General features: G+C 33.8%; 24 protein-coding genes and 2 pseudogenes. 2 read left to right on the forward strand and 24 right to left on the reverse strand.

Translation table 11 applies throughout. The annotated features are described in order from the left end of the window. Positions 1-55: 55 nt before the first annotated feature. Positions 56-889 carry an HAD family hydrolase gene (locus tag bsdtb5_RS12175; RefSeq protein WP_271712258.1) on the reverse strand — a complete coding sequence of 278 codons (834 nt, stop codon included), beginning with the start codon at positions 887-889 and terminating at the stop codon, positions 56-58. Positions 890-1,306: 417 nt separating this feature from the next. Beyond that, positions 1,307-2,599: an IS30 family transposase gene (locus bsdtb5_RS12180; protein WP_271712259.1), complete on the reverse strand. Its 1,293-nt coding sequence runs from the start codon at positions 2,597-2,599 to the stop codon at positions 1,307-1,309. Between the two features lie 244 nt (positions 2,600-2,843). Between bsdtb5_RS12180 and bsdtb5_RS12185 the strand changes: the two genes are divergently transcribed. After that, positions 2,844-3,725: an AraC family transcriptional regulator gene (locus bsdtb5_RS12185; protein ID WP_271712260.1), complete on the forward strand. Its 882-nt coding sequence runs from the start codon at positions 2,844-2,846 to the stop codon at positions 3,723-3,725. Between the two features lie 29 nt (positions 3,726-3,754). Here bsdtb5_RS12185 and bsdtb5_RS12190 read toward each other — a convergent pair whose 3' ends face one another. From bsdtb5_RS12190 to bsdtb5_RS21955, 14 genes and pseudogenes are all read right to left on the reverse strand, one after another. Further along, entirely contained in the window at positions 3,755-3,967 is a 213-nt protein-coding gene (locus bsdtb5_RS12190; protein WP_271712261.1) for a hypothetical protein, read from the reverse strand. Positions 3,968-3,984: 17 nt separating this feature from the next. Continuing rightward, complete coding sequence (locus tag bsdtb5_RS12195) at positions 3,985-4,422, reverse strand: hypothetical protein (protein WP_330611612.1); 438 nt, start codon at positions 4,420-4,422, stop codon at positions 3,985-3,987. 88 nt (positions 4,423-4,510) lie between these two features. Continuing rightward, entirely contained in the window at positions 4,511-4,957 is a 447-nt protein-coding gene (locus tag bsdtb5_RS12200; RefSeq protein ID WP_271712262.1) for a MarR family winged helix-turn-helix transcriptional regulator, read from the reverse strand. 2 nt (positions 4,958-4,959) lie between these two features. Beyond that, positions 4,960-5,088: a cupin domain-containing protein gene (locus bsdtb5_RS21945; protein ID WP_408628599.1), complete on the reverse strand. Its 129-nt coding sequence runs from the start codon at positions 5,086-5,088 to the stop codon at positions 4,960-4,962. Positions 5,089-5,446: 358 nt separating this feature from the next. After that, on the reverse strand, positions 5,447-5,614 hold the full coding sequence (locus bsdtb5_RS12210; RefSeq protein WP_271712263.1) for a DUF1540 domain-containing protein: 168 nt from the start codon (positions 5,612-5,614) through the stop codon (positions 5,447-5,449). A 125-nt stretch (positions 5,615-5,739) separates the two neighbouring features. Next, positions 5,740-6,627: a multicopper oxidase family protein gene (locus tag bsdtb5_RS12215; protein ID WP_271712264.1), complete on the reverse strand. Its 888-nt coding sequence runs from the start codon at positions 6,625-6,627 to the stop codon at positions 5,740-5,742. A gap of 308 nt (positions 6,628-6,935) precedes the next feature. Further along, on the reverse strand, positions 6,936-7,169 hold the full coding sequence (locus bsdtb5_RS12220) for a sensor histidine kinase (protein WP_271712265.1): 234 nt from the start codon (positions 7,167-7,169) through the stop codon (positions 6,936-6,938). Positions 7,170-7,300: 131 nt separating this feature from the next. Next, positions 7,301-7,648 (reverse strand): four-helix bundle copper-binding protein, encoded by a 348-nt coding sequence (locus bsdtb5_RS12225; protein ID WP_271712266.1) that lies wholly within the window; start codon positions 7,646-7,648, stop codon positions 7,301-7,303. Positions 7,649-7,862: 214 nt separating this feature from the next. Further along, on the reverse strand, positions 7,863-8,834 hold the full coding sequence (locus bsdtb5_RS12230; protein ID WP_271712267.1) for a transglutaminase-like domain-containing protein: 972 nt from the start codon (positions 8,832-8,834) through the stop codon (positions 7,863-7,865). 146 nt (positions 8,835-8,980) lie between these two features. Next, positions 8,981-9,859: an ATP-binding cassette domain-containing protein gene (locus bsdtb5_RS12235; RefSeq protein ID WP_271712268.1), complete on the reverse strand. Its 879-nt coding sequence runs from the start codon at positions 9,857-9,859 to the stop codon at positions 8,981-8,983. A 23-nt stretch (positions 9,860-9,882) separates the two neighbouring features. Continuing rightward, positions 9,883-10,299: a hypothetical protein gene (locus tag bsdtb5_RS12240; RefSeq protein WP_271712269.1), complete on the reverse strand. Its 417-nt coding sequence runs from the start codon at positions 10,297-10,299 to the stop codon at positions 9,883-9,885. A 251-nt stretch (positions 10,300-10,550) separates the two neighbouring features. Next, positions 10,551-11,603, reverse strand: a complete 1,053-nt coding sequence (locus bsdtb5_RS12245; protein ID WP_271712270.1) for a hypothetical protein — start codon at positions 11,601-11,603, stop codon at positions 10,551-10,553. 328 nt (positions 11,604-11,931) lie between these two features. Then, positions 11,932-12,081 (reverse strand): annotated as a pseudogene (locus bsdtb5_RS21950) (DapH/DapD/GlmU-related protein); the annotation flags it as partial. A gap of 282 nt (positions 12,082-12,363) precedes the next feature. Then, positions 12,364-12,474: pseudogene (locus bsdtb5_RS21955) on the reverse strand (hypothetical protein); the annotation flags it as partial. Between the two features lie 179 nt (positions 12,475-12,653). Between bsdtb5_RS21955 and bsdtb5_RS12255 the strand changes: the two are divergent. Next, positions 12,654-13,496 (forward strand): helix-turn-helix domain-containing protein, encoded by an 843-nt coding sequence (locus bsdtb5_RS12255; protein WP_271712272.1) that lies wholly within the window; start codon positions 12,654-12,656, stop codon positions 13,494-13,496. 117 nt (positions 13,497-13,613) lie between these two features. Here bsdtb5_RS12255 and bsdtb5_RS12260 read toward each other — a convergent pair whose 3' ends face one another. From bsdtb5_RS12260 to bsdtb5_RS12295, 8 genes are all read right to left on the reverse strand, one after another. Beyond that, positions 13,614-15,911, reverse strand: coding sequence for an alpha-L-rhamnosidase-related protein (locus bsdtb5_RS12260; protein ID WP_271712273.1), 2,298 nt, complete (start codon positions 15,909-15,911; stop codon positions 13,614-13,616). A 76-nt stretch (positions 15,912-15,987) separates the two neighbouring features. Beyond that, the gene (locus bsdtb5_RS12265; protein ID WP_271712274.1) at positions 15,988-16,320 is read right to left on the reverse strand and encodes a PTS lactose/cellobiose transporter subunit IIA; all 333 of its coding nucleotides are present in this window, start codon (positions 16,318-16,320) and stop codon (positions 15,988-15,990) included. Positions 16,321-16,414: 94 nt separating this feature from the next. Then, positions 16,415-17,686 carry a PTS sugar transporter subunit IIC gene (locus bsdtb5_RS12270; protein ID WP_271712275.1) on the reverse strand — a complete coding sequence of 424 codons (1,272 nt, stop codon included), beginning with the start codon at positions 17,684-17,686 and terminating at the stop codon, positions 16,415-16,417. A gap of 51 nt (positions 17,687-17,737) precedes the next feature. Continuing rightward, the gene (locus bsdtb5_RS12275; RefSeq protein WP_271712276.1) at positions 17,738-18,040 is read right to left on the reverse strand and encodes a PTS sugar transporter subunit IIB; all 303 of its coding nucleotides are present in this window, start codon (positions 18,038-18,040) and stop codon (positions 17,738-17,740) included. 195 nt (positions 18,041-18,235) lie between these two features. Then, entirely contained in the window at positions 18,236-19,165 is a 930-nt protein-coding gene (locus bsdtb5_RS12280) for an alpha/beta hydrolase (protein ID WP_271712277.1), read from the reverse strand. Positions 19,166-19,182: 17 nt separating this feature from the next. Further along, on the reverse strand, positions 19,183-21,090 hold the full coding sequence (locus tag bsdtb5_RS12285) for a BglG family transcription antiterminator (protein WP_271712278.1): 1,908 nt from the start codon (positions 21,088-21,090) through the stop codon (positions 19,183-19,185). 539 nt (positions 21,091-21,629) lie between these two features. Continuing rightward, the gene (locus bsdtb5_RS12290; protein ID WP_271712279.1) at positions 21,630-22,799 is read right to left on the reverse strand and encodes an iron-containing alcohol dehydrogenase; all 1,170 of its coding nucleotides are present in this window, start codon (positions 22,797-22,799) and stop codon (positions 21,630-21,632) included. 356 nt (positions 22,800-23,155) lie between these two features. Continuing rightward, positions 23,156-23,569, reverse strand: coding sequence for a cupin domain-containing protein (locus bsdtb5_RS12295; RefSeq protein WP_271712280.1), 414 nt, complete (start codon positions 23,567-23,569; stop codon positions 23,156-23,158). Positions 23,570-23,589 lie beyond the last annotated feature (20 nt).

Genomic DNA, 23,589 nt, shown 5'->3' on the forward strand with positions numbered 1-23,589 from the left:
TCTATTCTCACTTTTTTGTCAGGTCATTCAAAAGCTTAATAAAGTACCTGCTCTCTTAGATTAATTTTAACTTGACAAATGCTTTATACAGACCATCCTTATCAACATCATCCGTTATATAATCTGCCATCTCTTTTATTTCTTTTCCACCACTTCCCATAGCTACGCCTATTTCGCAGTATTCTAACATCGGAATGTCTATCTTGGCATCGCCGAAGGCAATGGTATCTTTTCTATCCGCATTTAAATATTTTAATAAGTGTTCAATTGCATTAGCCTTAGTAATATCTTTTACACCTAGATCTCCAAAAAGTGCTTCTTCTCCTTTTCCTCCCCAGGTTCCATTTTCAAGGTCCGGAAATTGTTCCTTCGTATCCAGAAAATCCTGATAGGAATCCAACAGATAACTCACTTTATTGAGGTCATCTCTGTATAACTCTCCGCCAAATATCATTTCTGGAAAGACCTTTCGAACTGTCACCTGATCTGATTTTGGATCTCCTTTTAGCTTCGCATACTTCTTGATGGATGCATCTGCCTTTTGTTCAAAATCTTCACTGGCAAATAATCCATTGTTGCTCTCTAAATAAAATTCCAATTTTCTCTCATGCAGCCAGTCAACAATTCTTTTGCTTTGTTCCGAGGTTATCATCTGATGCATGATTACAGTTCCATTATCTTCAACATAGCTTCCATTTCCTCCAATCATTCCATCAAGTCCTATATCCCAAAGGTTTTGATAGACTTCTGCTTTGCTGCGTCCTGTACTGATATATACCTTGTGTCCATTCTCTCTGGCTTTTCTAATTGCATCTACTGCTGAATCTGGCAGATTTGTCTCATAATCAACTAATGTTCCATCTACATCGATAAAAATTATTTTTCTCATATGTTTTTCCTCAACTTTCCAATATGATAATTACTTTTGTTTTTTCTTTCGCTATGTTATGATTATAATACGAATTATTCATTATATCAGTCACTATCATATCTATTTCCATAACAATCATGCGAATTCATATATTTCATGGTGAATTGTAAAGTGAGATGCTATTTTGCAAGCCGAGATGCATCTTTTGAAAGTAAGATATAAACTTTTGAAAACGAAAAGCCACTTTTTCATACTTTTGTAAACAAAAAGCCACTTTTGTAACCCAAATGCAGTTTGATTTTTAGCTTTTAATAAAGTATTATATTAATAATGAGCATGCCAATGGGAAGTCGACTCCCTCTCGATTTTTTTGTAATCGGAGAATCCACCCCTTTATTCTTTAGATAGATGATTGGTTGGCGGCATGTTGTTTTATTATTTCTTGAGAAGAACAGGTTTTAACATGATGTCACTGGCTGCAACCGGTACACATCCGAGTTTATGTAAAATTTCTTCTCCATGATAAAAGCTGAATGTTTCGTATGGACTGCGATTATTTAGCTTTTTTCTTTTGTATGAGTTGATATGATTCATCATTAAATTGATATCCTCTTGTGTTAGTTCATTAAAACTTGTGCCTTTCGGTAGGACTCTTCGTATTAGTTCATGATTTACTTCAATGGCTCCTTTTTGATACGGACTTCCTGCATCACAGTAAAATACTTTTGTACGGCAAAATGGTGGAAATTCGCGATATTCAATCGCTTTAGGATTGGAAAACTCGCTCCCATTATCGGTGAGAATAACAGGAAAAAGTGTGCTAAATGTTTCTTTCCCCAGCGCTTGATCAAGTTGATTAAATATATCCGTAACAGACTTTGAAGTATTTGCATCTCTTAAAAATGCAAGCATAAGACTACAGTCTACAAAATGAACTGTCAGTAGGCATTTACCACCTTTCGAACCTATAACAGAATCCATTTGTACAACTGCTGTATCTGAATTTCTTTCAATAAATGATCCAAATGCCTCATAATTACGACCAATACGACATCCTTTATCTACTTTGAACTCAGGTTTTTTAAATCTTTCGCGAAATTTTACTTTCCTCGGCAGATCTATGTTCCTAACATCAAACAAACAGGCATCAATATAATTATAAATTGTCTTTTCACTACACATGAGCTCATCACGATGAGTGATATAAATTTGATTCACAGACTGACCTTTCCCAATAAGTGGAGAAATAATCTTATTAAGTCTGATGATTTCATTTTCTGATACACATAGACCACTCCTTGACATTGAAATAGTTTCGTGAGCTTTTAGGTGTGCATGTTCAGCATCATAAAAGTTTTTTGTAAGTGTACATTTTTCAGCTGTCTTACAACCATTACAAACATATGGAGCATGAAATCTTGCTGCACATATTTCTTCGATAAATTCAGAACAGCTCTGATTACAATTAGAACAAAGCCTACAGTAATTCGCTTTCCTAGTACATGGATTGCTGCAAACACTTTTAAGCCTGCAATTATAGCGTTTTTTACAGCAATTAAAAGGGAAACCAGGATATCCAGTAGCAGCTTCTATCCTGTGCTTACGTACTTCCCTGGATATAGTAGTTGGATTCTTTTCTAATCTACGACTTATTTCTTTAAAAGAAAGGCTTTCTTTAAGATATTTTTGTAATTCAAGCCGTTCTTCATAAGATAAAAATTTAGACATATATATCCTCCGTTCTACCGCCAACAAGTATAGGATATATAAAACACTGACTTTACGCAAACTAAAAAATAGCAATATTCAATAATTGTAATTCAAAATGCAAGCCATGGTATTTATATAATGTAAATTTAATTATAACTTATTTAGTATCGAAAGGGTTGCATTTCGTTCTACAAGTAAGGTCATATATTTCATATATTTCAAAGTCATATATTTCAATATATTTTAGGAGGTATTTTCACAAATGAATTTGAACGTATTAAAAGATTCATCCGAAATTGTATATTATAACAATCCTTCCATTCCGATTTATGTTCGAAAAGGGGATCTAAGCACGTTTCCGAATAAAGAAGCTTTATGCCACTGGCATGAAGATATTGAATTCCTGCTACCAATAAAAGGACACATTTCTTATAAAGTAAATGGTCAAACTGTTTTCGTAAAGGAAGGAGAGGCTGTTTTTGTCAACTCCAGACAGATGCATTATGGTTATTCAACTGATATGACAGATTGTGAATACATCTGCATTGTATTTAATCCCAACACCCTATTCCCACTGTCCTCAATTCAGAATCAATATGTGCATCCAATTTTAGAATGTAATCTTACGAATCTCATAATAAAAGCCGACAGTAAAATGAGTTGTCAGTTGCTCATTTCCATCCGTCAGCTTTATGAATTATATAATAAAGACACGGCAGCTGTTGAGATAAAGGCAATGAGGTATCTTTATGTAATCTGGGAGTCTCTATATTTTTTAATAAAACCTTTTTTCCTCCAGGAACTATCTTCCTATGATTCTAATGTAACAATACTAAAAAAAATGTTATCCTTTATTTATAATAATTACGAATCAAAAATTTCTCTTTCGGATATTGCGGAGTCTGGTGACATCGGAAAAAGTAAATGCTGCAAGCTTTTTAAGCAGTATTTAAATCACTCACCGAATGAATATTTGAATTCTTATAGGCTTGAAAAAAGTATGATGTTGTTAAGAGATCCAAGTCTCAATATTACGGATATCGCATATGCTTGTGGATTCTCTAATCCAAGTTATTTTTCAGAAACGTTTATAAAATATAAGGGTTGTACGCCGTCTGCATATAGATCAGACTGTAATATTTAAGAAATATAAAAGTTTCTATTAACAGTACACTAATATTTTAGTTCACTGACGATTTTTTCAGTTAATACAGTTAATATCCTTCTCACTGGAAGACATACTGCAATTGAACTAACGAAAATATTTATAAATATGATTCCAATGATATAAGAAAACTGAATCATTTTATTTGGCATAATATATAACCATATATGTTTCATAAAGTAATATAGTAACTCTTTGAATGGGAAATAGATGATTAACACTTAGTATTCTCCCTTGATCACAAAAAAGAACCGCGAATTGTACTGGCAAGTTTTGACTTCTGTCTTGCAAACTTAAACTTCTTCTCTTCCAACTCCTTAGGAACATCCATTCCCTCTGAAAGCTTAAATCCGACAGCTCTCTTCTTAGGGTCATTTATCGTGTACATTACATTAACAACAAGGCCGTCCTCATAAAAGATGTTGACCATTTTTATGTTTTCCACTTGAAAGCATGAAGTTTCCAAAGGCTTAGCAGCAAATTCAATACCGCGCTCATCTTTCAAAATTCGATTCACGTAATTGACAGTCTCCGGGCTTTCACCGGCAGGAAGAACAGTAAATTGATGCTTATATTTGTTCATGAAGTAACGAGCTTCATTCGCACGCAGCCCCACAAGTGCTTCTGCTACAGGCGAAGACTCTAAACCAATTGTGGACACATTTTTAAAAATCAACGATATATGACATCTTCATCTCTCCTCGTATTATTTTCATTTGTGATCTACCATCTGAGCAGCTTTGTAGACGATATTTCCTCCAAAATCATCTGTTTTCCACGCCTTTCAATCTTTTTCGAAACTTGAAAATTAGCGATATAAGCTCATCCTTTTCACTAATGGCAAGGACTCCGAACTTTTCGGTCAAAAGCTCATCATGAGCTGGAAGAATCTTTAAAATCTTCTCCCTTCCTGCCGGGGTCAAACTAATTATGCTGTATCTTTTGTCTGACTCCACATTCATTTTTGTGACTAATCCTTTTTTAATCAGATTGTTTATCACGTAAGGAACATTCCCCGGTGTGCTTAAAATAGATTTCTGAATTTCTCCTACAAGCAACTCTCCTTTGGAATGCAATACCTCCAATATGGCGAATTGAGTCAGTGTCAAATCGTACTGACTACACAAAAGACTTACTTCATGCTGCAGATAATTAGTAATGCGGCTAAGGCCAACCATTAAACTGGCATCTATTTTATTTAATTTTGGCATTATTACGACTCCTTGGAATATTTCTCAAATGTTATGACTTTTTCATCTATGTCCTTGTGAGGATGTGAACCAAATCCTGTGTTTGATTGAATCAAATCATCGTTAACAACCCGCAATACCCCAAAGCTCATATTATCTGGATTATAATATTCCGCAAATGAAAAATGAAAAATACTGTTTAACCACCCGAGGTTACTGCGTCACATTTTTTTGTTTTCAACTTTTTTAACTTGCTATTTTCTCCAATTTATTATGAACTTCAATCGTGGGCTTTCAATTTCTCATCCCATCCACGAATACATCTATGTAGATATATAATATATCTACATAGATGTATTCTCAAGTTGGAAACGTCACATGGATGTCTCTTGCCAATAGGAAAATTGCGTTCAGTAACCAAATATGAATTGGAAGATTGGGCAATAATTAATGTAATGGAGAAATGCCATGAAATGAAATATGGCATTTCTCCATTTATATTAGTTTGGTTTACCGTGTCACAAAAGATTCACAATCCGTACATTTAATATCTTTTGGATTCATTTCGTGCGTGCCTACCTTGATTTGGCTCAAAGCACAGTAATCTCCGCCTTCTGCATGATTAGAACACTTTGTTACTGAGCATTTTATACTGTGATTGAAATTTGTTTTGTCCATTTTAAACCTCCTATAAATTTAATCCATAATTATTTTGTATCTTAGATAGAATTAATAAACAGTTAATATATGGAATTAAACTTATAGTACAATTTAGCTATAATTGTTGATTGGTAAATAACAAATTAAATATAAATGATAGTGGTTAACATTCCACCGGAAGGTTCCGTCATATTATTTGACATATGATGAGGTATGTGGCAATGAAATGGCCATATACCCGGATTATTAGCGATAAATTCAATATCCCAGGTTTCCCCTGATGCTACATTAATTGTATTCTTTTTCATAATCCCACAGTTGGCTATTGAATTTCCATCTGAAGCTACAACATCAAATTGATGTCCATGAATATGTATAGGATGGGCATCCATCATAGCATTAGCTAATCTTACTTTTATCTTTTCTTGGTAACCTACAGCTAATGAAGTTGTATAAGGAAAACATCTTCCATTCATAGTGAAAAAATTAAAATCATGTGACATTGGATTAATATCATACGATCCAGGCATGACGACGCCCATTGGCATTCCCACTAATTCAAACTCCTGTAGCATAATAAAATAATCCCTATCTGTTATTGATGCATATGGATCTAGAATAATCAATCCACCTTCCAATCCCATCATCTGTTGTTTATGTGTTATATGATGTGTATGGTACATATGTGTTCCTGGTGGATTAAATATCTGAAACTTATAATCGAAATAGCTTCCGGGGATAATTTTAGGTGACGGTTCTATATCCGGAACTCCATCCATATCATTTGGAACATCCAAACCATGCCAATGGACACTGGTAGCTTCCGGCAAATTATTATATACTCTTATATTAACGTAGTCACCGGGATAAACTTGAATAGTAGGACCAGGTATGCTCCCATTATATCCCCAGGCCTTGATCCATACTCCCGGTAAAATTTCTCTTTCTACTTTCTCAGCAAATAATTCAAAATATTTTACTCCTCGTATCTCTTTATACTGTAAATTTTCCAGATTAGGGGTGATAACCATAGAACCCCTCCATTACTACCTTATTGGTATAATATATTTAGAATGTTCTGAACTATGCCATATCGTTTATTTATCCAATTTTGCAATATATTCTTTTATCTCATCATAACTCATTCCACCAACACGTTTTGAAATAATATTACCTTCTTCATCTATAAAGAATGAAGTAGGAATAGCAAATTAACACTATGTAAAAAATAGCCCTTGTCTTATTGCAAAATTTGCGCTTAAGCACGGGCTGTTTCTACATGTCTGCCCGCTAATACAATAATTCGTGCAGATGTGAAAATTCTTGATTACAATATGATTTATCTTGGAATTGTCAAAATAAATTTACTACCCTTGGTTAAATTGGATTCTACGGTAATTGTACCATGAATGATGGTCATATTTTCTTTTGCTACATAAAGACCAATACCGTCTCCCGCCGTTCCAATTGAGATACCCTTTTTATAATATGCGTCAAAGATTTTAGCTTGATCTTCTTTACTTATTCCCGGACCGTTATCTTCAATTGTTAAGATAATAAAATCAGAATTCACATAAACTAAACCACTGCTTTATGTACCATATAAATAATCTTTTCTTTAAAATAATTGAGTGCAAAATTGCCCTTACTGAATTTACAGTACGAGCAATTTTTTAATGTAACCCATCTTTCTAAAGTTATTTATTACATACTAGACATTTTTCTACATTCATCTGCACATGTTTTACAAGCTTGTGCACAATCCTGACAATGATCATCATTAAACATATTGCATTCTTTAGCGCAGCTATCACAGATTTTGGCACAAAGTGAACAATGTTCCATAGAATATTGTCCCTTCATTGACATCATTGAAACAGACATTTGGCACATCATCGCACATTCAACTAACATACTTACACAATTTTTTCTTGCATTTAAATCTGGTTCATTTAAGCATGCGTGGAAACACTTATAACACTCTTCGGCACATCTATTACAAGCATCTATACATGATTGATGTTTCGTTGACTCCATTGTAAATAATCCCATATTGTAACACTCCTTTAGGTATATTTTTATAACAATTACATTATGTGAAAAATCCAAAATATTATACATGTGAAACCCTATCCATTTATTACTTTTATATCAAAGTATTATTAATTATCTTAAGTCCTTACTGATATAATCGTATTTATTCTACCGTAGGTATCTAGACATACATCCCTATATTCATTAAATTGGCCAATATTTATTCCGAATGCTATATGCTCCAAAAAATTGTAGGATTATACACTAATTTATTCTTGTTAGAAAAATATTTTATTGAATAACCTTGTGGAATCAATTCAATCTGTCCGAGTTTTCTTTCATTCTTCACATCTGCATAGATTAAACTTGAACTAAAGCGAAACAAGTTCTTTGACATGTACTGTATATATGATTCTTTATCGAATTTCTCGCTATTATATGAAGCGTCTTGATTTTCTAAAAAGATCTCTCCCTCAATTAATCCCTTGCGAAAATGATCAAGTGACACATATTCACCATTTGTATCTTTTAAATATAGTCTCATTGTAGGATCAAGCATTACTCTTTTTCCAGAAGGAATCAAACAATCAACAACCACATGACAATCAGCAAACGGCTCCTCATATGGCATACACGTTACATGTCTTGCTTTTATCCCATTCATTCTTAGTAAGGCGGCTAAAACCATTGATAATCCTCTGCAATTCGTTTTTCCGTTATTCAATTCACATGCTAATATTATATCGACCATTCTACGATCATGATTGAACGCTACACTTCCATCGTGATGAAAATTATCACAAACAAAATCAAATAATCTGAAAACAAGCATATCTGACATAGGATCCACATCTTTCAAATACTCAGAATACCTATATTTTTCAAGTACTTCTGGAACCTCATTGCCTATTTGAAACGTATACGAATATCTTTTTTCTTTATGATTCAAATCATATTCAGCATACTTTCTCAGTACCTCAATTCTGGATGTCTCCGGAACCGGATTTATAACTTTCCTGTTATTCTTATTAATCAAATTGTATATATAAAATAGACCAATGAGCAGATCAATAACTGCAATGGTTTTATAAGCATAACGCGATAGATTTATGTTTAACAGTCTTGAACCTACCAAGATAATAATTGATGCACCAATGATGAATAAAAATCCCACCAAAATCATATTGCTTTTTCTGTTTATCATTTTGAACCTCTCCATTATGTATTATTCGATACTTTTATAACAGATTTGTTACTTCTAATACAACCGCGAACTTATTCTAGTTGCTCAACTTATCAGCATTATATATATTTTGTTTTTGTAGTAGTAGAATCCTCGTTTTTGTTGCTTTACAACCTCTCATATTTATTCACAATAATATACGCATCTTCCAAAGTGGTTTCTCTAGATATACATGGAATCGATGGTTGCTTCCTAGAAACAAACTGCACTCGAATTCCATCCAGTGTATGTATCTTATTAACAATCTGATAATCCGAAGCAATTAATTGTACTTCACCTTCGCTCTTTACAGTAGTTTCATAAGACAATTCTTGAGTAGTATGTAATAAGTCTTGTACTGTTCCCAAATAGTTTACTTTTCCTTTTGTTAATATGCAAAGTGAGTTGCTAGTAGCTGCTAAATCTTCGACAACGTGTGTAGAAAATAAAACACTGCAATGCTCCCCCAATTCACTCAACATATTACGAATTTTTATTCTTTCTTCTGGATCTAATCCTGAGGTTGGCTCATCTATAATTAAAATTTTAGGATTATTTAACATTGCCTGCGCCAATCCGACTCTTCGTTTCATTCCACCTGATAACTGCTTATTCTTTTTATTGTAATGCTCTACTAAATTAGTTTTCTCAAGGACAAATTCAATGCGCTCATTTATTTGAGTTTTTGGAATTCCAGAAATCCTCCCTAGATATTCTAGGGTTTCTTTTACCGTCAGTTCTTTATAAGGCTCTAACTCTTGCGGTAAATATCCTATTAATCTTCTAATATCATCATAATTCTTTTGTTTTAATGGGATGTCACATATCTCGATGCTACCCTCAGTTGGAATAAGTAGTGTAGAAATAATTCTCATCAGAGTTGTCTTCCCAGCTCCATTGTGCCCTAGCAATCCGCATACACCGTTACCAATTTCCATACTCACGTTATCTAATGCTTTATATCCATTTTTATATATTTGAGATACTTGATTAATCAGAATTGACATTTTATATTTCTCCTTTCTTGTGTTCACACCTTACCCCTTTTTTCCATCCACTTGTATTCAATTATAGATGCTATGATTACTAGAACTAACACTACTATTTTTCCTAATAACCATAGTGTTGCATCTGGGCTTGGGTTACCATCTTGACCGCGAGTTCCAAATAAAAACATATTGATTGGTAATGGAAGACTTGCCCCCCATTTCGTATTCAATGAAAACCATGTTAATATACCAATCCCAATACCAACCCACATATTTGAGAAAAGATTTGAAAATAGCATTGACAGAAGACCAAATATTAAGCTATTCATTAACACAATAAGGATTGAAATAAAGAAATAGTAAATAATAGAATCCCCCTGTTTGATCACTGGATGGCGAATTACAAAAAATAGACCATAAGATAGCGCACTAACACACACTAACATAAGTAAATTCATCAAGATTCTCATCAGTAAAATATATCTTTTTACTCGATATGATTTTAACATAAATAGTTCTATATTATGTCCCGAATATTCCATTAATAAAATATCAGCAAAAAACACAATGGGAAGGAAACAAAAATATCGATCCATTAAAAACGTAATATCTGATATTTGATGTACCAAGGGCAATAAACATAAGAAAAACATATAACTGAATGTACTAATCCATTTATATCTAGGCATAGATAGTTTATATAGAATTCTCAAATCGTTGTTCTCCTTTTCCATAATTGAATAGATGCAATTAAAATAATTAGAGATACAAGTAACAATAGGATCGAGTTATAATACATCTCCTTTTCCACTACTGTTTTAAAAAGATCACCTGGAAAACGATTTAGCAATGACAGCGGTCTTACAACATAAACGAACGAACCATCAGAAGCTGTACCTCCTGTATTGGAATATATTACTTGTAAAAATAATATAGGTATCGCAGGTATTGGTGTCTTAAAAATCAATGAACTTAAACAACTAAAGGAAGATATGTATATAATAGTTGGTATACAGAAGATGGCAAACTCCCAAAATAAACATAATATATTATAGTCCACATGAAGCTTTTTACTTGTTTCGATTGAACAAATGGTTAATCCTATTAGTACAACGATGCACGCTAAAATAATTGCGACAACTTGTCCCAATACCTTTGACAAAATATAGTTACTTGCTTTTATGGATTTCGTATGTAGTAATTCATAGGTGTCTTTCTTTAACTCATTTCTAAATAGAAAAGCAGATATAAGTATAGTTATCATAGCAAGCCATAGGCTTAAGAAATCAATCAATTTATTGGATATTTTCTCACTAAATATCCCTTGTGAAAGATACTGTGAAATTAACTCATTTACTTCTTTCATTGTCCCTTTTTTTTCACTGTATTTCCTTTCAATCTCTAGTGATATCCCTTTTAATCCTTCTTCCTTCTCTAAATATGAATATACCTCTCGAAAGTCTAGTGAATTTTCTTCAATATGATGTTGAATCTTTTCCACTTCCTTCTCATAAGTACCAATATTTCTAAGATATGTATAAAGGTCATCCAATTTTTCAGAATATGTTGTAGGAATTCTACCAGCAACTATTCCCTCATTGTCTACAAGGTACATGTTCTCAAGTTCACTTTCATTCTCAATATAGTGAAGATTTAAATATTTAGCACAATTAAGGTATGTTACTAAAGCAACTATAATAATTCCTATATAAAAAAATATATTTTTAGAATAAGACTTTACTTGATTTTTGAATATAAACATCCTAACTCTCCTTAACTTTCTTCAAAGATGAATTTATTGCTAGCCTCCCTGTTTTATTTTGTTTTACTTCTTTTATTATATGTTATTTTATTCCATCTTTTAATTATCGTCAATTCTATTTTGGAAATTTTAGTTTGTTTTGCAATCTAGTCCATGTCATTAGTTTCAAATGGAACAAGTCATTGTTTTGCACAGTAACAAAAAAATTCCTTTCAAGAGGGGTAACAACTTGGAAGGAATTTTTATTGGTTTTTCGTTCTATTTTTCTATATCGTATATAAAATATCTTACACTAACTATCATCTTCATCAATATCATTCACTAATGTTCTTATTACCTTAGCAGGCACTCCTCCCGCCACACAGTTATCTGGAACATCTTTCGTTACGACTGCACCTGCTGCAAGAATTACATTATTACCGATAGTTACACCAGGTAGAATGGTTACATTTCCTCCAATCCATACATCATTTCCGATATTTACAGGCTTAGCAATCCCCAGATGTTTACGACGCCCCATTGGTGATAGTGGATGTCCAACTGTTGTAATCAATGTACTTGGACCAATCATAACATAATCCCCAATATGCACTGGGGCTATATCAAGAATTGTCACGTTATAATTTGTAAGGAAATTATCACCTACATGAATATTCTTTCCATAGTCACAATTAAATCCCGTACAGACACTTGGATTCTGTCCCACAGAACCAAACAGCTCTCTTATTACCTTATCTCTTCCCTCTTCATCATCTACACTAGTCGCATGTAGCTTTGCACAGCCATCAATTGCGTGGAGTTTTCTAGCATTAACTCCCTCATCCCAGAAATCATATTCTAAACCTTCATCTAACTTCTCTAACTCTGTCATTATTTTAACCCTCCAATCAATTCCTATCTCAATTCATTGACATGACAATATGTGTAGTACTATATAAATATACTTTAAAAACACAATACAAAAATACAATAATCTTACGAATTATGATACAATCTATCTATTAAGCAATTCTTACATTTTAAAGGATTTTTATTTGAGAGGATTATATAATGAATAAGATACAAGATTATCATACAGAACATAACAATGATATTGACAAAAATATAGATTCAAAACTTGTTTATACAACCTTTTTACAACGTGAAAAAGAACGTTATCATCATTCCTATGACGAAGAACTCTTACAATATGAATATGTCCGTGATGGAGACATGCGAAGCATTGAAGAAAGTAAACGACTTTTCAGAACAGGTATAGCAGGGCAACTTTCCAAAGATCCGATTCTAGATAAAAAGTACTTGTTCGTTGCATCTACAACGCTTGCTACCCGTTTCTGCATTGAGGGAGGTATGGAAGCACAAGAAGCTTACAACATGAGCGATTTATTCATTCAAAATCTAGATAGATGTTATACTGTACAGGAAATCTATGAACATCAGACGAATATGATTACCGCCTTTACACAAAAAATGGCTGCTATACATGATTCCAATCAAGAATCAGAACTCACACATAATACACCTTCGTATAGCAGCACTATTTTTAGCAAACCCGTTTATGACTGCATGGATTATATCTATTATCATTTACACTATAAGCTTACTTTACAGGAACTTGCCAATCAGGTATCTCTGTCACCTAATTATCTCGCCATTTTATTCAAGAAAGAGAAAGGAATAACCATTCAAGAATATATTCGTGCCAAGAGAATTGAAGCCGCCAAAAATATGCTAATTTACTCTGATTATACCCAAACTGAAATCGGTCAATTTCTTGCTTTCAGTTCAAGCAGTCACTTTATCAAGGTATTTAAAGAACAGGTTGGCTTAACTCCAAAAGACTACAAGAAAAAATATTATCGAAAACATGTTAAATGGTCAAATATTGAATAAAAGTTGTTATGTGACTGTATATTAATTCTCTTTTCTTTACCAATCTATCTTTATGTAGAAAAAACCTGAGACAGCCAAAGCTGTTCCCAGGTTTTTCCTCCTGCCTCTATTTACATTTTATAATACAACTTCAATTCCTTCTGGTGCCTTATAATCTAATTGAATTTCATTCTCTTTCTTTTTCCAAGAAACTTCAATCTTTCCCTTAGGAGTTATAACATACCCATCTGCATACTCAAGATATCCAGTAATAGGTCGTATATATACTTTTTCAAATCCAGGTGTTGCTGGCCTTACTCCTAGTATGATAGCAGGTAATTCATAGAGTGCTACTGCACCCCAAGCGTGACACTCACTCCTACAATAAGAATTGGATTCCGCACTGGTTGTCATATGATTCTGAATCATTTTACGCCATACGTTCCAGTATTGATCCGTATAATCATATAGCCCTGTCATTTCTAATGCACGGAATAAGTAAAGTATCATGGAAACACTACACTGTGCATATCTTTCTTGTTGTTCTATAGTTTTTAATAGGTTTTCTTTACCTTTTTGTATATCAATCGTATTAGTAATAACTGCAAAGACTTGACAATGCTGGCTGTATTCATAAACACCTGGTCCATCCTGAACCATTCCATCCGCTCCGATACAATATTTTCTGATACTATCTTGTACCGACACAGCCTCTTCCTGATATTTTAGAGCTTGTTCTTTTCTTCCAATATAATCGGCAAGTTCTGCTGCTTTTTGTAATCCTAAGATATAGAGAAGACTCTCCATTGTTATTGGACCTTGGTTAATTGCATTTGGAACACCGATTTTCCATTCTGGTGTCCAATCAATAAAGGACCAGAATTTGTGTTGTCTATGATACCCTCCTACTTGACCAAGATATCTTTGTTCCGCTTTCTTCTGTTCAAAAAAGTATAGAACATTTTCTATCGAAGGCATATGATAGGATATCAGATCTTTATCACCAAAATACATCATATGATCATGTAACATCATGATATAAAAGATTGAAAAACCAGGTATGACATTTGGTTTGGTATTAGGATAAGCACTACTAATCAGCCCATCATATCGCTGTGCTCTCTTAAAATCATCGATACATTTTCTTGCCAGCCTATCATCTGCTGCTGAGGCATATGTATATAGAATCTGCGCTCTTGAATCCATTGCATATTGAAGTTGCTCATAGAACGGACAATCTTCATAGGTTTCATGCATACATCTTTGCAAGGTACGTTCACTGATCTCCCATATATCTTGAAGACTTTCATCTGACGTATTCACTTTCGTTTCTATGTTCAGTGGATATCCAGTTTCAATATAATCAAATCCATGAATGATAACAGGTGAATCCTTTGTTACTATTTTCAGTTGGATAAACCGAAAAGTTCGAAACCAGAAAGGCTCATAACATTCAAGTCTTGTATCAGTTCCTCTACCAGCTGGATAATACAGATCTTGATATCCTTCTAAGTGGCCGTTGATATAATCCATACGATCTTCCTTAACTGGAAGATTTCCTTCTGCTATACGATCATTTTGTACATAAGCTTCTGATTGTAATATAGTAAATTCTGAACTATTACCATTTTCAATAAAAAGCCTATAATATCCTGTTGTTTCTTCGCCTGCATCTATCTCAACTATCTCTTCGGACCAAGGGGGAATCACTATCTTTTCTTTTCCATGAAGCATCTGATTCCATATTTCAAGATCAGATTTGGATTGTTTTAGATTGATAATACCCTTAAAGTAGCGTTTTTTCTTATACATGAATGGAATTGTTCTAGGATTCAGATTTCCTGGACTTACAGCGTCTCTGATCTGACTTTTATGATAAGGAACTGCTGCTCTCCAATCGCTATCAATATAATCCTCTGCTTTCCAATCCCAACTCGATTCCTGTTCACGTACTTCTTCATATATTTGAAGTGGTGCAAATCCTGCCGCCTCAGGAACAATCTTGATTCCATCATGCACCATGTACTTCCATGTACCATCTGCCGAGAATTCATAGTTGTTATTATCAACATCTTTACCCATACCAATCACATATAATCCTGGATAATTTGTTCGGATAATACTCTGATTGCCATCTGTTGGCTTTAATGGATATCGTAAGACCATAATTGCAATGACATTACTACCTTTTTTTAAATAGGAGGTAATATCAATATTATCCTGATACCATATCTGGCTATCGCCTTTACTTGGCCCAACTTCAACAAAAGTCTGATTGATATATAACTTGTATCTAGAATCAGCAGATACGGTTATTACCACTTCTTTTGGTTCAGCTTCAAATTCTATTTTTTTTCGGAACAAGACCATGGTTGCTGCATTGGCATAATGCTCATTCCAATCATTACACCATATCCATTTTGAATATTCATCCATTGATATCACCTTCCTATTTACCTATGATTTAACTGTCTTACTTCTTTGTCCTATTGCTCTTTCCTATTTCTCTATCCTATTTTCCACTCATTTTCTTATATACTTCAACGAATTCTTCTGCAATGATTCGGAAGGATTCTGCATTCATCATTTGGTCTTCTGCATGTACTAAGATTAGACTCACAGAAGCGTTCACCCCTGAGGTTGCTATATCTTCTGCTTCTGAAGATAGCATATCTGTATGTACATTATGTGCAATAAGAAAGCATTTTCCGCCTTCTTCAATCAATTCTTTCGCTAAATCAAATTTTTCCTCTTTTGCACTTCTGATTGCTTCTATATATTTTGCTCTCGCTGTTCCAGCTGCGCTTATCATTTCAAAGATCTTTCCTACTAATTCGTCATTCATTTTTCTTCCTCCATAATCAAATACCCGAGAGATTTATGTCCCGGGTATTTGAGTTTTCAACTAATATGTTCTATTCTTGTTATTATTTTTCTTATTATTCTTGTCCATTTTCAATGGCTAATGTACGTCTATCTGCTTTCTTCATAAATGGCATCCAAATCAATGTTGATATAACGATACACACGATCTGTAAGGCAGCACCTTTCCAACTTCCTGTTACTAAAAATCCACTTAAAACTATTGGTGTTGTCCAAGGTAACTGTACTAATCCTGTCGCTATTGGAACCAACTTTAATGCAAAAGCGATATAAGAAACTAAAGCTACTATTGATGATGTAAATATTAATGGAATTGCTAGTGTAAAGTTCAACATCATTGGGAAACCAAACAACGCTGGTTCACCAACATTAAAGATTAGTGGTGCTGTTGATATCTTAGCTACTTCTCTATATTGTTTACTTCTTGCAACTATAATAGCAGCAATAACTGCACCCTGAATTCCAATTGATGCAAAATGTGAGTAAAAGCTGTTACTAATGATATGTTCTGGCATTAAACCTGCCATAGAAGCTGCTTTATTCTTATCTTCTAATACTTGCCATACTGGAAGCATAACTCCTGTAACGATAGAACTTCCATGTAATCCAAAGAACCATAATAATTGTTGGAATGCCATAATAAACATAATACCAATTACTGATCCCCCAACTAAAGTTAAAGGCATTCCTAATACTTTGTTAATAAGACCAACAGCATCAGTTTTAAATGCATCGAATCCCATTCTAAGCACCCAGAATACACAGATTACTAAGAAAGATGGTATTAATGCTTCAAATGGTGCTGATACTGCAGGTGGTACTGATGCAGGCATCTTAATCTTAATACCTTTGCTATCAATAAAACGGTAAATAACAGCTGTAAATATAGCAACTAATATAGCGCAAAACATAGATTGTGCACTAATAGCGCTAAGTGCTAAAGCTGGTGCTCCTTCTTTTGTTGCACCAAGTGGTACAAGAACTAAGAAGGAAACAAGTGCTGTAATGACTACTTGAATCTGATTTAATTTCATTTTCTCAGAAATTGAATAAGACATTGTAATTACAACTAATAAACCACCAATTGCTATACTCGCAAAATATACATATAACAGTTTTCCTTGCCATACAGCAGCATCTGTGTGAAGAACAGATGACACAAATTTATTGAATCCTTCTGATGGAAAGCATGCCAAAATTAAGAATATGGATGCTATAAAAGTAAATGGAACGTAAGCTAACATTGCTTCTTTAATTGCATTTACATATATATTTGCACTCATTGCTGATGCAAATTTTCCCAACCTCATTTGTAACTTTTCAATCATATTCGTACCTCCCGAATTCTTTGATTTTTTTCATTTGCTGTTAACTAGTTACTAATCCCCCAAAACATCTTTTACATGGTGAAGAACCTTTTTCCCATCCATGCGTCCATAATCCATCATATCAATTGCTTCAATCTTTTTATCTGGATATGTTTGTTTTAAACGTCCTAATTCATAAGCAATCTGTGGACCAATCAGAAGTATGTCTGCAGAAGCCATAATTTCTTCTGCTTTTTGAAGTGCATATGCGTTAATCTCACACTCATATCCTTCTTCTTTTGCTGTTTCTCTCATTTTGTTAACCATTAAACTTGTAGACATTCCCATGTTACAAAGTAATACAATATTTCTCATAATTCTTCCTCCTTGTATTTGTTGTTTGTTGTTTTTGTTGTTTTCATTAGGTTCAATGTTTATGATATAATCATACAATAGGTTCTTGCTATGTTCCATAACACGGATTACCGTTATAAAACGGTAATTTTTTATAGTTAACGTTGATCATCAAACCGCGATTGGCTAGGAATTCTAAAGATGATACTCTTAGTCTTATATCGTTTCAGGTAACTCTAATGCCATGCGTTTTTGTAACCACGCCTCCGCTAATTCCACCCATTTTGCTGCATCTGGGTTCACTTGTTTCTTCACTTTTGCGCTTTCTTGAGTTGCAAGGCTAAGACCATGAGGCCCTTCCTCAAAGATATGCATATCAAATGGTATGTGTTGATTGGCTAAAGCCTCTGCCATTTTTATTGTATTCTTAACAGATACGGTACGGTCTTCATAAGTACTCCAAAGGAAAGCTGGTGGAGTGTCCCTATTTACATGTCTCGAAGGACTCATCCTCTCAATATCTTCCTCTGTTAACTCCTGTTTCCCTAATATTGCTGCATAGGATACACGAAAGAACATTTCTTTTTCTACCTCTATCTGATCTATTTTTGAAAAATAATAATCTCCAGCCATATAACCTAAGATAACAGCTACAGGTCTTAAGTGTTCCGAACTTGTCTTTAAATAGTCTAAAACAAGATTTGTATTCCAAGAATTTGCATACATAGCCACATTATGTGCTCCTGCAGAAAAACCGCAAAGAGTAATACGATCTACATCCACCTTCCATTCCCTTGCATGCTCTCTGATGAGTAACATTGCTTTTCCAATCTCAAGCATTGGATTCGGGAAAACACAATATTCCTTAATCTCTATTTCCTCTTTCGCAGTTGGAAAAGTAACATTAGAATCCTGACTAAAATAAGTGGAATATCGTAATACAAACGCCTGGTATCCCATGGCGGCAAAACGAATCGCAACTGGCTCTGCTTCCTGAGTGGCACACTTCATATATCCCCCACCTGGGCAGATTAGAATGGCTGGTCTATTATAGTCTCCAAGTAAGCTATTTGCATCGTTTTGCACATATGTTGTTAATGTAACATCCTCTCTATCCTCATATAGCCTTATCTTTTCTGAATACATCTGTTATGATCTCCCCTCTATTTTTTTATTCCCACTTCACATAGCAACTTGATAAAATGATTAAAGTCTGGCAATTCTAATAGTTGCATAACAGTTGATTTATCCATCAGAAACTTTGTCGTCACATCGTAGAATTTCTGCGTATCTTCTGTTTTTTCTTCTGATAATGATGTTAATATAACCACCCTTACCATATGGGAAGACCATAGAACCTCTTCGTTTAAAACCGCAACCGCAACGATAGTTTCTTTCGTAAGTATCTGACATGGATGTGGAATTGCTACCAGATTACCAAAGTCTGTAGGTCCAAAACTCTCTCTTTCTAATATAGACGCTTCAAAATTATCTGGTACTTCTGTCACCTTTTTAATTCGTAGACACATCTCATGTAGAATTTCTTCTTTGGTTGATTTATGAATATCAGTAAAGAAATATTTTGGTTGGTAATAATTCTGTAGAAAACGGAAATCACCAACTTGTAGAAATCTTCGAACAGCCATTATTTCATTGCTTTCTAAGAAATCCTTAATCTCCATAATTGGAACCGTCACTTTGCTGTATATAGGCACTGTTGAGAAAATAAAGTCAACATCTGATAAATCACACTGTTCAAAATCATACATTCCACATACCTTAATCGTATTAATGTACTCACCGAATTCCTGACGAAAGCGATACATAAGCATTTGAGAACTAGCTTTTCCACTAATACATACTAATAAAATATTATTTTTTCGCTTAAATGAGGTTTTCTTTTCTTCCATAGCAAGTTGGAAGTATAGTGCCAGACATGCGATTTCATCATCAGCTATGTTTTTGTTATATGCTTTTTCTAAAACAACTCCAGCCTGTTGAGCCATGGTGTATGAGAAAAAGTTCTTCTCTTTTAATTCATCTTCCACGAAGTATTCAAATGGTATATTATACTTTATTCTAATTTCCATCGGTATCAAATGCTGATTTAACATCATACGCAGATTCAGATCATCCCTTAATTCTACGTTATATGTCAGATATATTTCTTCTAACATCTGCGACACTAATTTATCCGTTTTCTCAGAAATCACAAAATTCGGTTTCGTATTGATATCACCCATATGGCTTTTTCCAGCGATATATATTCCTGTATAATAGATTTCTTCTTTTGTTATTTCAAAAGTTTCTACCTCCTTAAGTTTCGTATAGATTCTTTCAGCAATCAGAAGTTCTCTTTTATCACTCTCTTCTACTTTTAAAGCTTCCTTTGGAATGTAAAAACCCTTTTTCATCCTCGATATACTGATATAAATATAAATAACCGTATTCTGAAAAGCAGTCTCAGCGAATCGTACCCCATACTCCTTTGACAAATGTAACAATGCTTCACCTATAAGCTCTATTTCTTTTTCCTTTTCTTTTCTCACTTCAAAAAAAGGATTGGTATTCATCAACTGGTTGTGAAGTATGCAGATTCTCATATTAAATTCTTTTCCAATTGCACGGATACCATAGTATGGCTTTCTTTCTAACTCAATGTGGAATCTATTCAGAATATATTCCACTTTTTTTAATTCATTTGAAAGTGTTTTGGTTGAAACATACAAGAAACTACTCAATTCTTCAATCTTTATATAATCTTTTCTACTCAAAAATAAAACAAGAAGATAATGAGTTCTTTCTTTTGAATCCGTAGGTGTTCTTAGTTCCTCTTTTCCTCTACTATTCAAGAAATCCATCCATACACCTGGCTCATTAATTCTTAGATAGTACCCATACCTTGGCTTTGAATATACTTCTGCCCCATGCATCCTAATTTCTTCATTTAATTCCTTAATTCTTGTACGTATCGTCTTCTCACTTGCACCCAATACTTCGCCTAGACTTGCAGAAGTTTTGAATTCACTTTCTGATAATTCATCAATAATTTCCCATAATCTTCGCTCCATCGTTTATCTCCATCATTTATCTTCATCGTAAACTTTAGTTAATATTAAGGACTCTCTAAAAAAGCATTTATATTTTATTGTATCATGTCTATTTCTTATTTCCATTTCACTTTTTTCCGTATTAATACGGAAAAATAGGAGAAGTCATAGTTCTGTTAGGTTATTTAGTATCTCCCAAAAAAGTATAAGAGATTTCTTATTACATAAAAAAGAGACAGCTTAATTGGTTTAAATATGAACCAACTCTTACTGTCTCTCTTTATGCATAATTGCATAAGCTACTTTATCTTATGAAATCTTTACAGATAAAGCAGTAAATACAATTATTTTTTCATTTATCATTAATATTAATGGTTAGGGTGTCAAATTCCCATGCCAAGTTTTTGGCGCTACTACGAATATAAAAGGGGCATGGGAATTCGACATCCTCCGGCGGATGCACACTCACTTCGTTCGGCGCGTTTATATAATAAAAGTCATTCTACTCAGTAAACTAGAAATGACTTTTGACATCCTAACCATCAATTTAATTTCTATGATTAAGCTGTGTACGCCACTTTTAATATCGCTAATATTTCATCTGCTGTTAATACTTTATATCCACCTAGAATAACCGTAGAGTTTGCAATAAGAGGAAGCATCTCTTCTGTCGCTCCTAGTTCCTTGATATTTGTCACGATACCACATTCTTTAATGAATTGTTCCATTGCATCAATACCCTCTAATGCAACTTCATCTTTCGATTTGCCTGTTGTATCAACGTTCCATACTTGAGTTGCAAAGCGAACAAATTTATCTAAACCATATTTATAAATAAAACGATAATATGGAAGAGAAACTGCTGCTAATCCCATACCATGAGCACAGTCAGTGTAAGCACCTAGCTGATGTTCAATCATATGAACTTCCCAGTCTTGTGTCTTACTTAGCCCCATAATTGGGTTCATAGCAAGTGTAGAACTCCACATCAGATTACTTCTAGCTTCATAATCTGTTGGATTCCCAACTGCAATCTTCGCACTATGAATAATGGATCTAAGAAGTCCTTCTATTAAATAATCACTTGTTACATCGTCTTCTCCTGAAAAATATGCTTCCATTAAATGTGACATCATATCAAATATTCCACTAACCATTTGATATGTAGGTAATGAGAATGTATATTCTGGATTGAGGATTGAGAATACTGGATTAACATTTGCAGGAAATACACGTCCATTTTTTAACTTTACTTCTTCATTCGTAATAACGGAACCACCGTTCATTTCTGAACCTGTTCCAGCTAATGTAAGAATCGATGCAACAGGAACAATCTTATTATCGACTGGTTCATATTGTATCCAATAACGCGTCCAAGCATCTCCTTCACAATAGGCCGATACTGAGATTGCCTTCGCACAATCAATAACAGAACCTCCACCAATTGCTAAGATCAGATCAACATTATTCTCTCTTACAAGTTTTGCACCTTCCATTACTTTTTCATAAGTTGGATTTGCCATAATACCAGATAATTCAACGATGTTTTTACCGTTCTTCTCTAGTATGGAAATAACTTGATCATAAAGTCCGATCTTCTTAATTGCTCCTTTTCCATAAGCAAGCATTATAGTATCACCGTAATTATTAAGTTCACTGCTTAGATTGTCAATTGCATTTTTACCAAAATATATGGTCGTTGGGTTTTGATAAGTAAAATCTATATTCATTCTTTTTCTCCATTCTTGCGTAATCTTACGCATTTTATTATAATTTCACATATATGATTTGAGGGTCAAAAGCCTTTCATAACATACATTGTGTATATTGATGTATAATTATTAATTTTGGCGTAGTCCGGCCGAAAGTATCGTTTATATTTTGTCAAGACTCAAAGTGAAAATAGGAACATAAGTGAGTAAAGTTTATTTATAAACTTGTTACTTGTTGTGAGGCTTGTAAAAAATATGATAAGTTTGTTTTGTAAACTTTACTGAGGGAAAGGTAGCCAAAATTCATAATCATACAGCAATATACACTCAGCAAACTAAAATAAGGCTTTTGTCCCTCGAATCATAATATATATCTATTTCAGTTTCCCATATTCTTCATCAGTTACTGGTTCTAACCACTCATTCGATGCTCCCTCAGCGGGAACTTCAACTGCAAGATGCGTAAACCAACTATCTGGTGCAGCTCCATGCCAGTGTTTTACCTCAGGTGGAATATTCACCACATCACCTGCATGTAATTCTTGTGGTTCTTTGCCCCACTCCTGATAATAGCCTCTGCCTGCTGTACATAATAGAATCTGACCTCCCTTATGATGGATATGCCAGTTATTACGACATCCAGGCTCAAATGTTACATTTCCTATTACCATTCTTTCTGTTGTTAATAGATTTAAATAGCTTTTTCCTATGAAGTACTTTTCATACATTTTATTTTCGTCACCTATAGGAAATACCGTATTTTTCTTTATATCTTCTAAATCACGCATTGATTCACCTCCGAATTTGT

Source organism: Anaeromicropila herbilytica, assembly GCF_016591975.1.
Lineage (GTDB): Bacteria > Bacillota > Clostridia > Lachnospirales > Lachnospiraceae > Anaeromicropila > Anaeromicropila herbilytica.

Excerpts from the sequence above, each read along its gene's own strand:
- bsdtb5_RS12245 (WP_271712270.1), bottom strand. The coding sequence starts at position 11,603 with ATGTTTATATTCAAAAATCAAGTAAAGTCTTATTCTAAAAATATATTT.
- bsdtb5_RS12215 (WP_271712264.1), bottom strand. The coding sequence starts at position 6,627 with ATGGTTATCACCCCTAATCTGGAAAATTTACAGTATAAAGAGATACGA.
- bsdtb5_RS12230 (WP_271712267.1), bottom strand. The coding sequence starts at position 8,834 with ATGATAAACAGAAAAAGCAATATGATTTTGGTGGGATTTTTATTCATC.
- bsdtb5_RS12175 (WP_271712258.1), bottom strand. The coding sequence starts at position 889 with ATGAGAAAAATAATTTTTATCGATGTAGATGGAACATTAGTTGATTAT.
- bsdtb5_RS12240 (WP_271712269.1), bottom strand. The coding sequence starts at position 10,299 with ATGAATTTACTTATGTTAGTGTGTGTTAGTGCGCTATCTTATGGTCTA.
- bsdtb5_RS12210 (WP_271712263.1), bottom strand. The coding sequence starts at position 5,614 with ATGGACAAAACAAATTTCAATCACAGTATAAAATGCTCAGTAACAAAG.
- bsdtb5_RS12200 (WP_271712262.1), bottom strand. The coding sequence starts at position 4,957 with ATGCCAAAATTAAATAAAATAGATGCCAGTTTAATGGTTGGCCTTAGC.
- bsdtb5_RS12285 (WP_271712278.1), bottom strand. The coding sequence starts at position 21,090 with ATGGAGCGAAGATTATGGGAAATTATTGATGAATTATCAGAAAGTGAA.
- bsdtb5_RS12225 (WP_271712266.1), bottom strand. The coding sequence starts at position 7,648 with ATGGGATTATTTACAATGGAGTCAACGAAACATCAATCATGTATAGAT.
- bsdtb5_RS12235 (WP_271712268.1), bottom strand. The coding sequence starts at position 9,859 with ATGTCAATTCTGATTAATCAAGTATCTCAAATATATAAAAATGGATAT.
- bsdtb5_RS12295 (WP_271712280.1), bottom strand. The coding sequence starts at position 23,569 with ATGCGTGATTTAGAAGATATAAAGAAAAATACGGTATTTCCTATAGGT.
- bsdtb5_RS12270 (WP_271712275.1), bottom strand. The coding sequence starts at position 17,686 with ATGATTGAAAAGTTACAAATGAGGTTGGGAAAATTTGCATCAGCAATG.
- bsdtb5_RS12185 (WP_271712260.1), top strand. The coding sequence starts at position 2,844 with ATGAATTTGAACGTATTAAAAGATTCATCCGAAATTGTATATTATAAC.
- bsdtb5_RS12275 (WP_271712276.1), bottom strand. The coding sequence starts at position 18,040 with ATGAGAAATATTGTATTACTTTGTAACATGGGAATGTCTACAAGTTTA.
- bsdtb5_RS12280 (WP_271712277.1), bottom strand. The coding sequence starts at position 19,165 with ATGTATTCAGAAAAGATAAGGCTATATGAGGATAGAGAGGATGTTACA.
- bsdtb5_RS12180 (WP_271712259.1), bottom strand. The coding sequence starts at position 2,599 with ATGTCTAAATTTTTATCTTATGAAGAACGGCTTGAATTACAAAAATAT.
- bsdtb5_RS21945 (WP_408628599.1), bottom strand. The coding sequence starts at position 5,088 with ATGAGCTTTGGGGTATTGCGGGTTGTTAACGATGATTTGATTCAATCA.
- bsdtb5_RS12255 (WP_271712272.1), top strand. The coding sequence starts at position 12,654 with ATGAATAAGATACAAGATTATCATACAGAACATAACAATGATATTGAC.
- bsdtb5_RS12260 (WP_271712273.1), bottom strand. The coding sequence starts at position 15,911 with ATGGATGAATATTCAAAATGGATATGGTGTAATGATTGGAATGAGCAT.
- bsdtb5_RS12265 (WP_271712274.1), bottom strand. The coding sequence starts at position 16,320 with ATGAATGACGAATTAGTAGGAAAGATCTTTGAAATGATAAGCGCAGCT.
- bsdtb5_RS12290 (WP_271712279.1), bottom strand. The coding sequence starts at position 22,799 with ATGAATATAGATTTTACTTATCAAAACCCAACGACCATATATTTTGGT.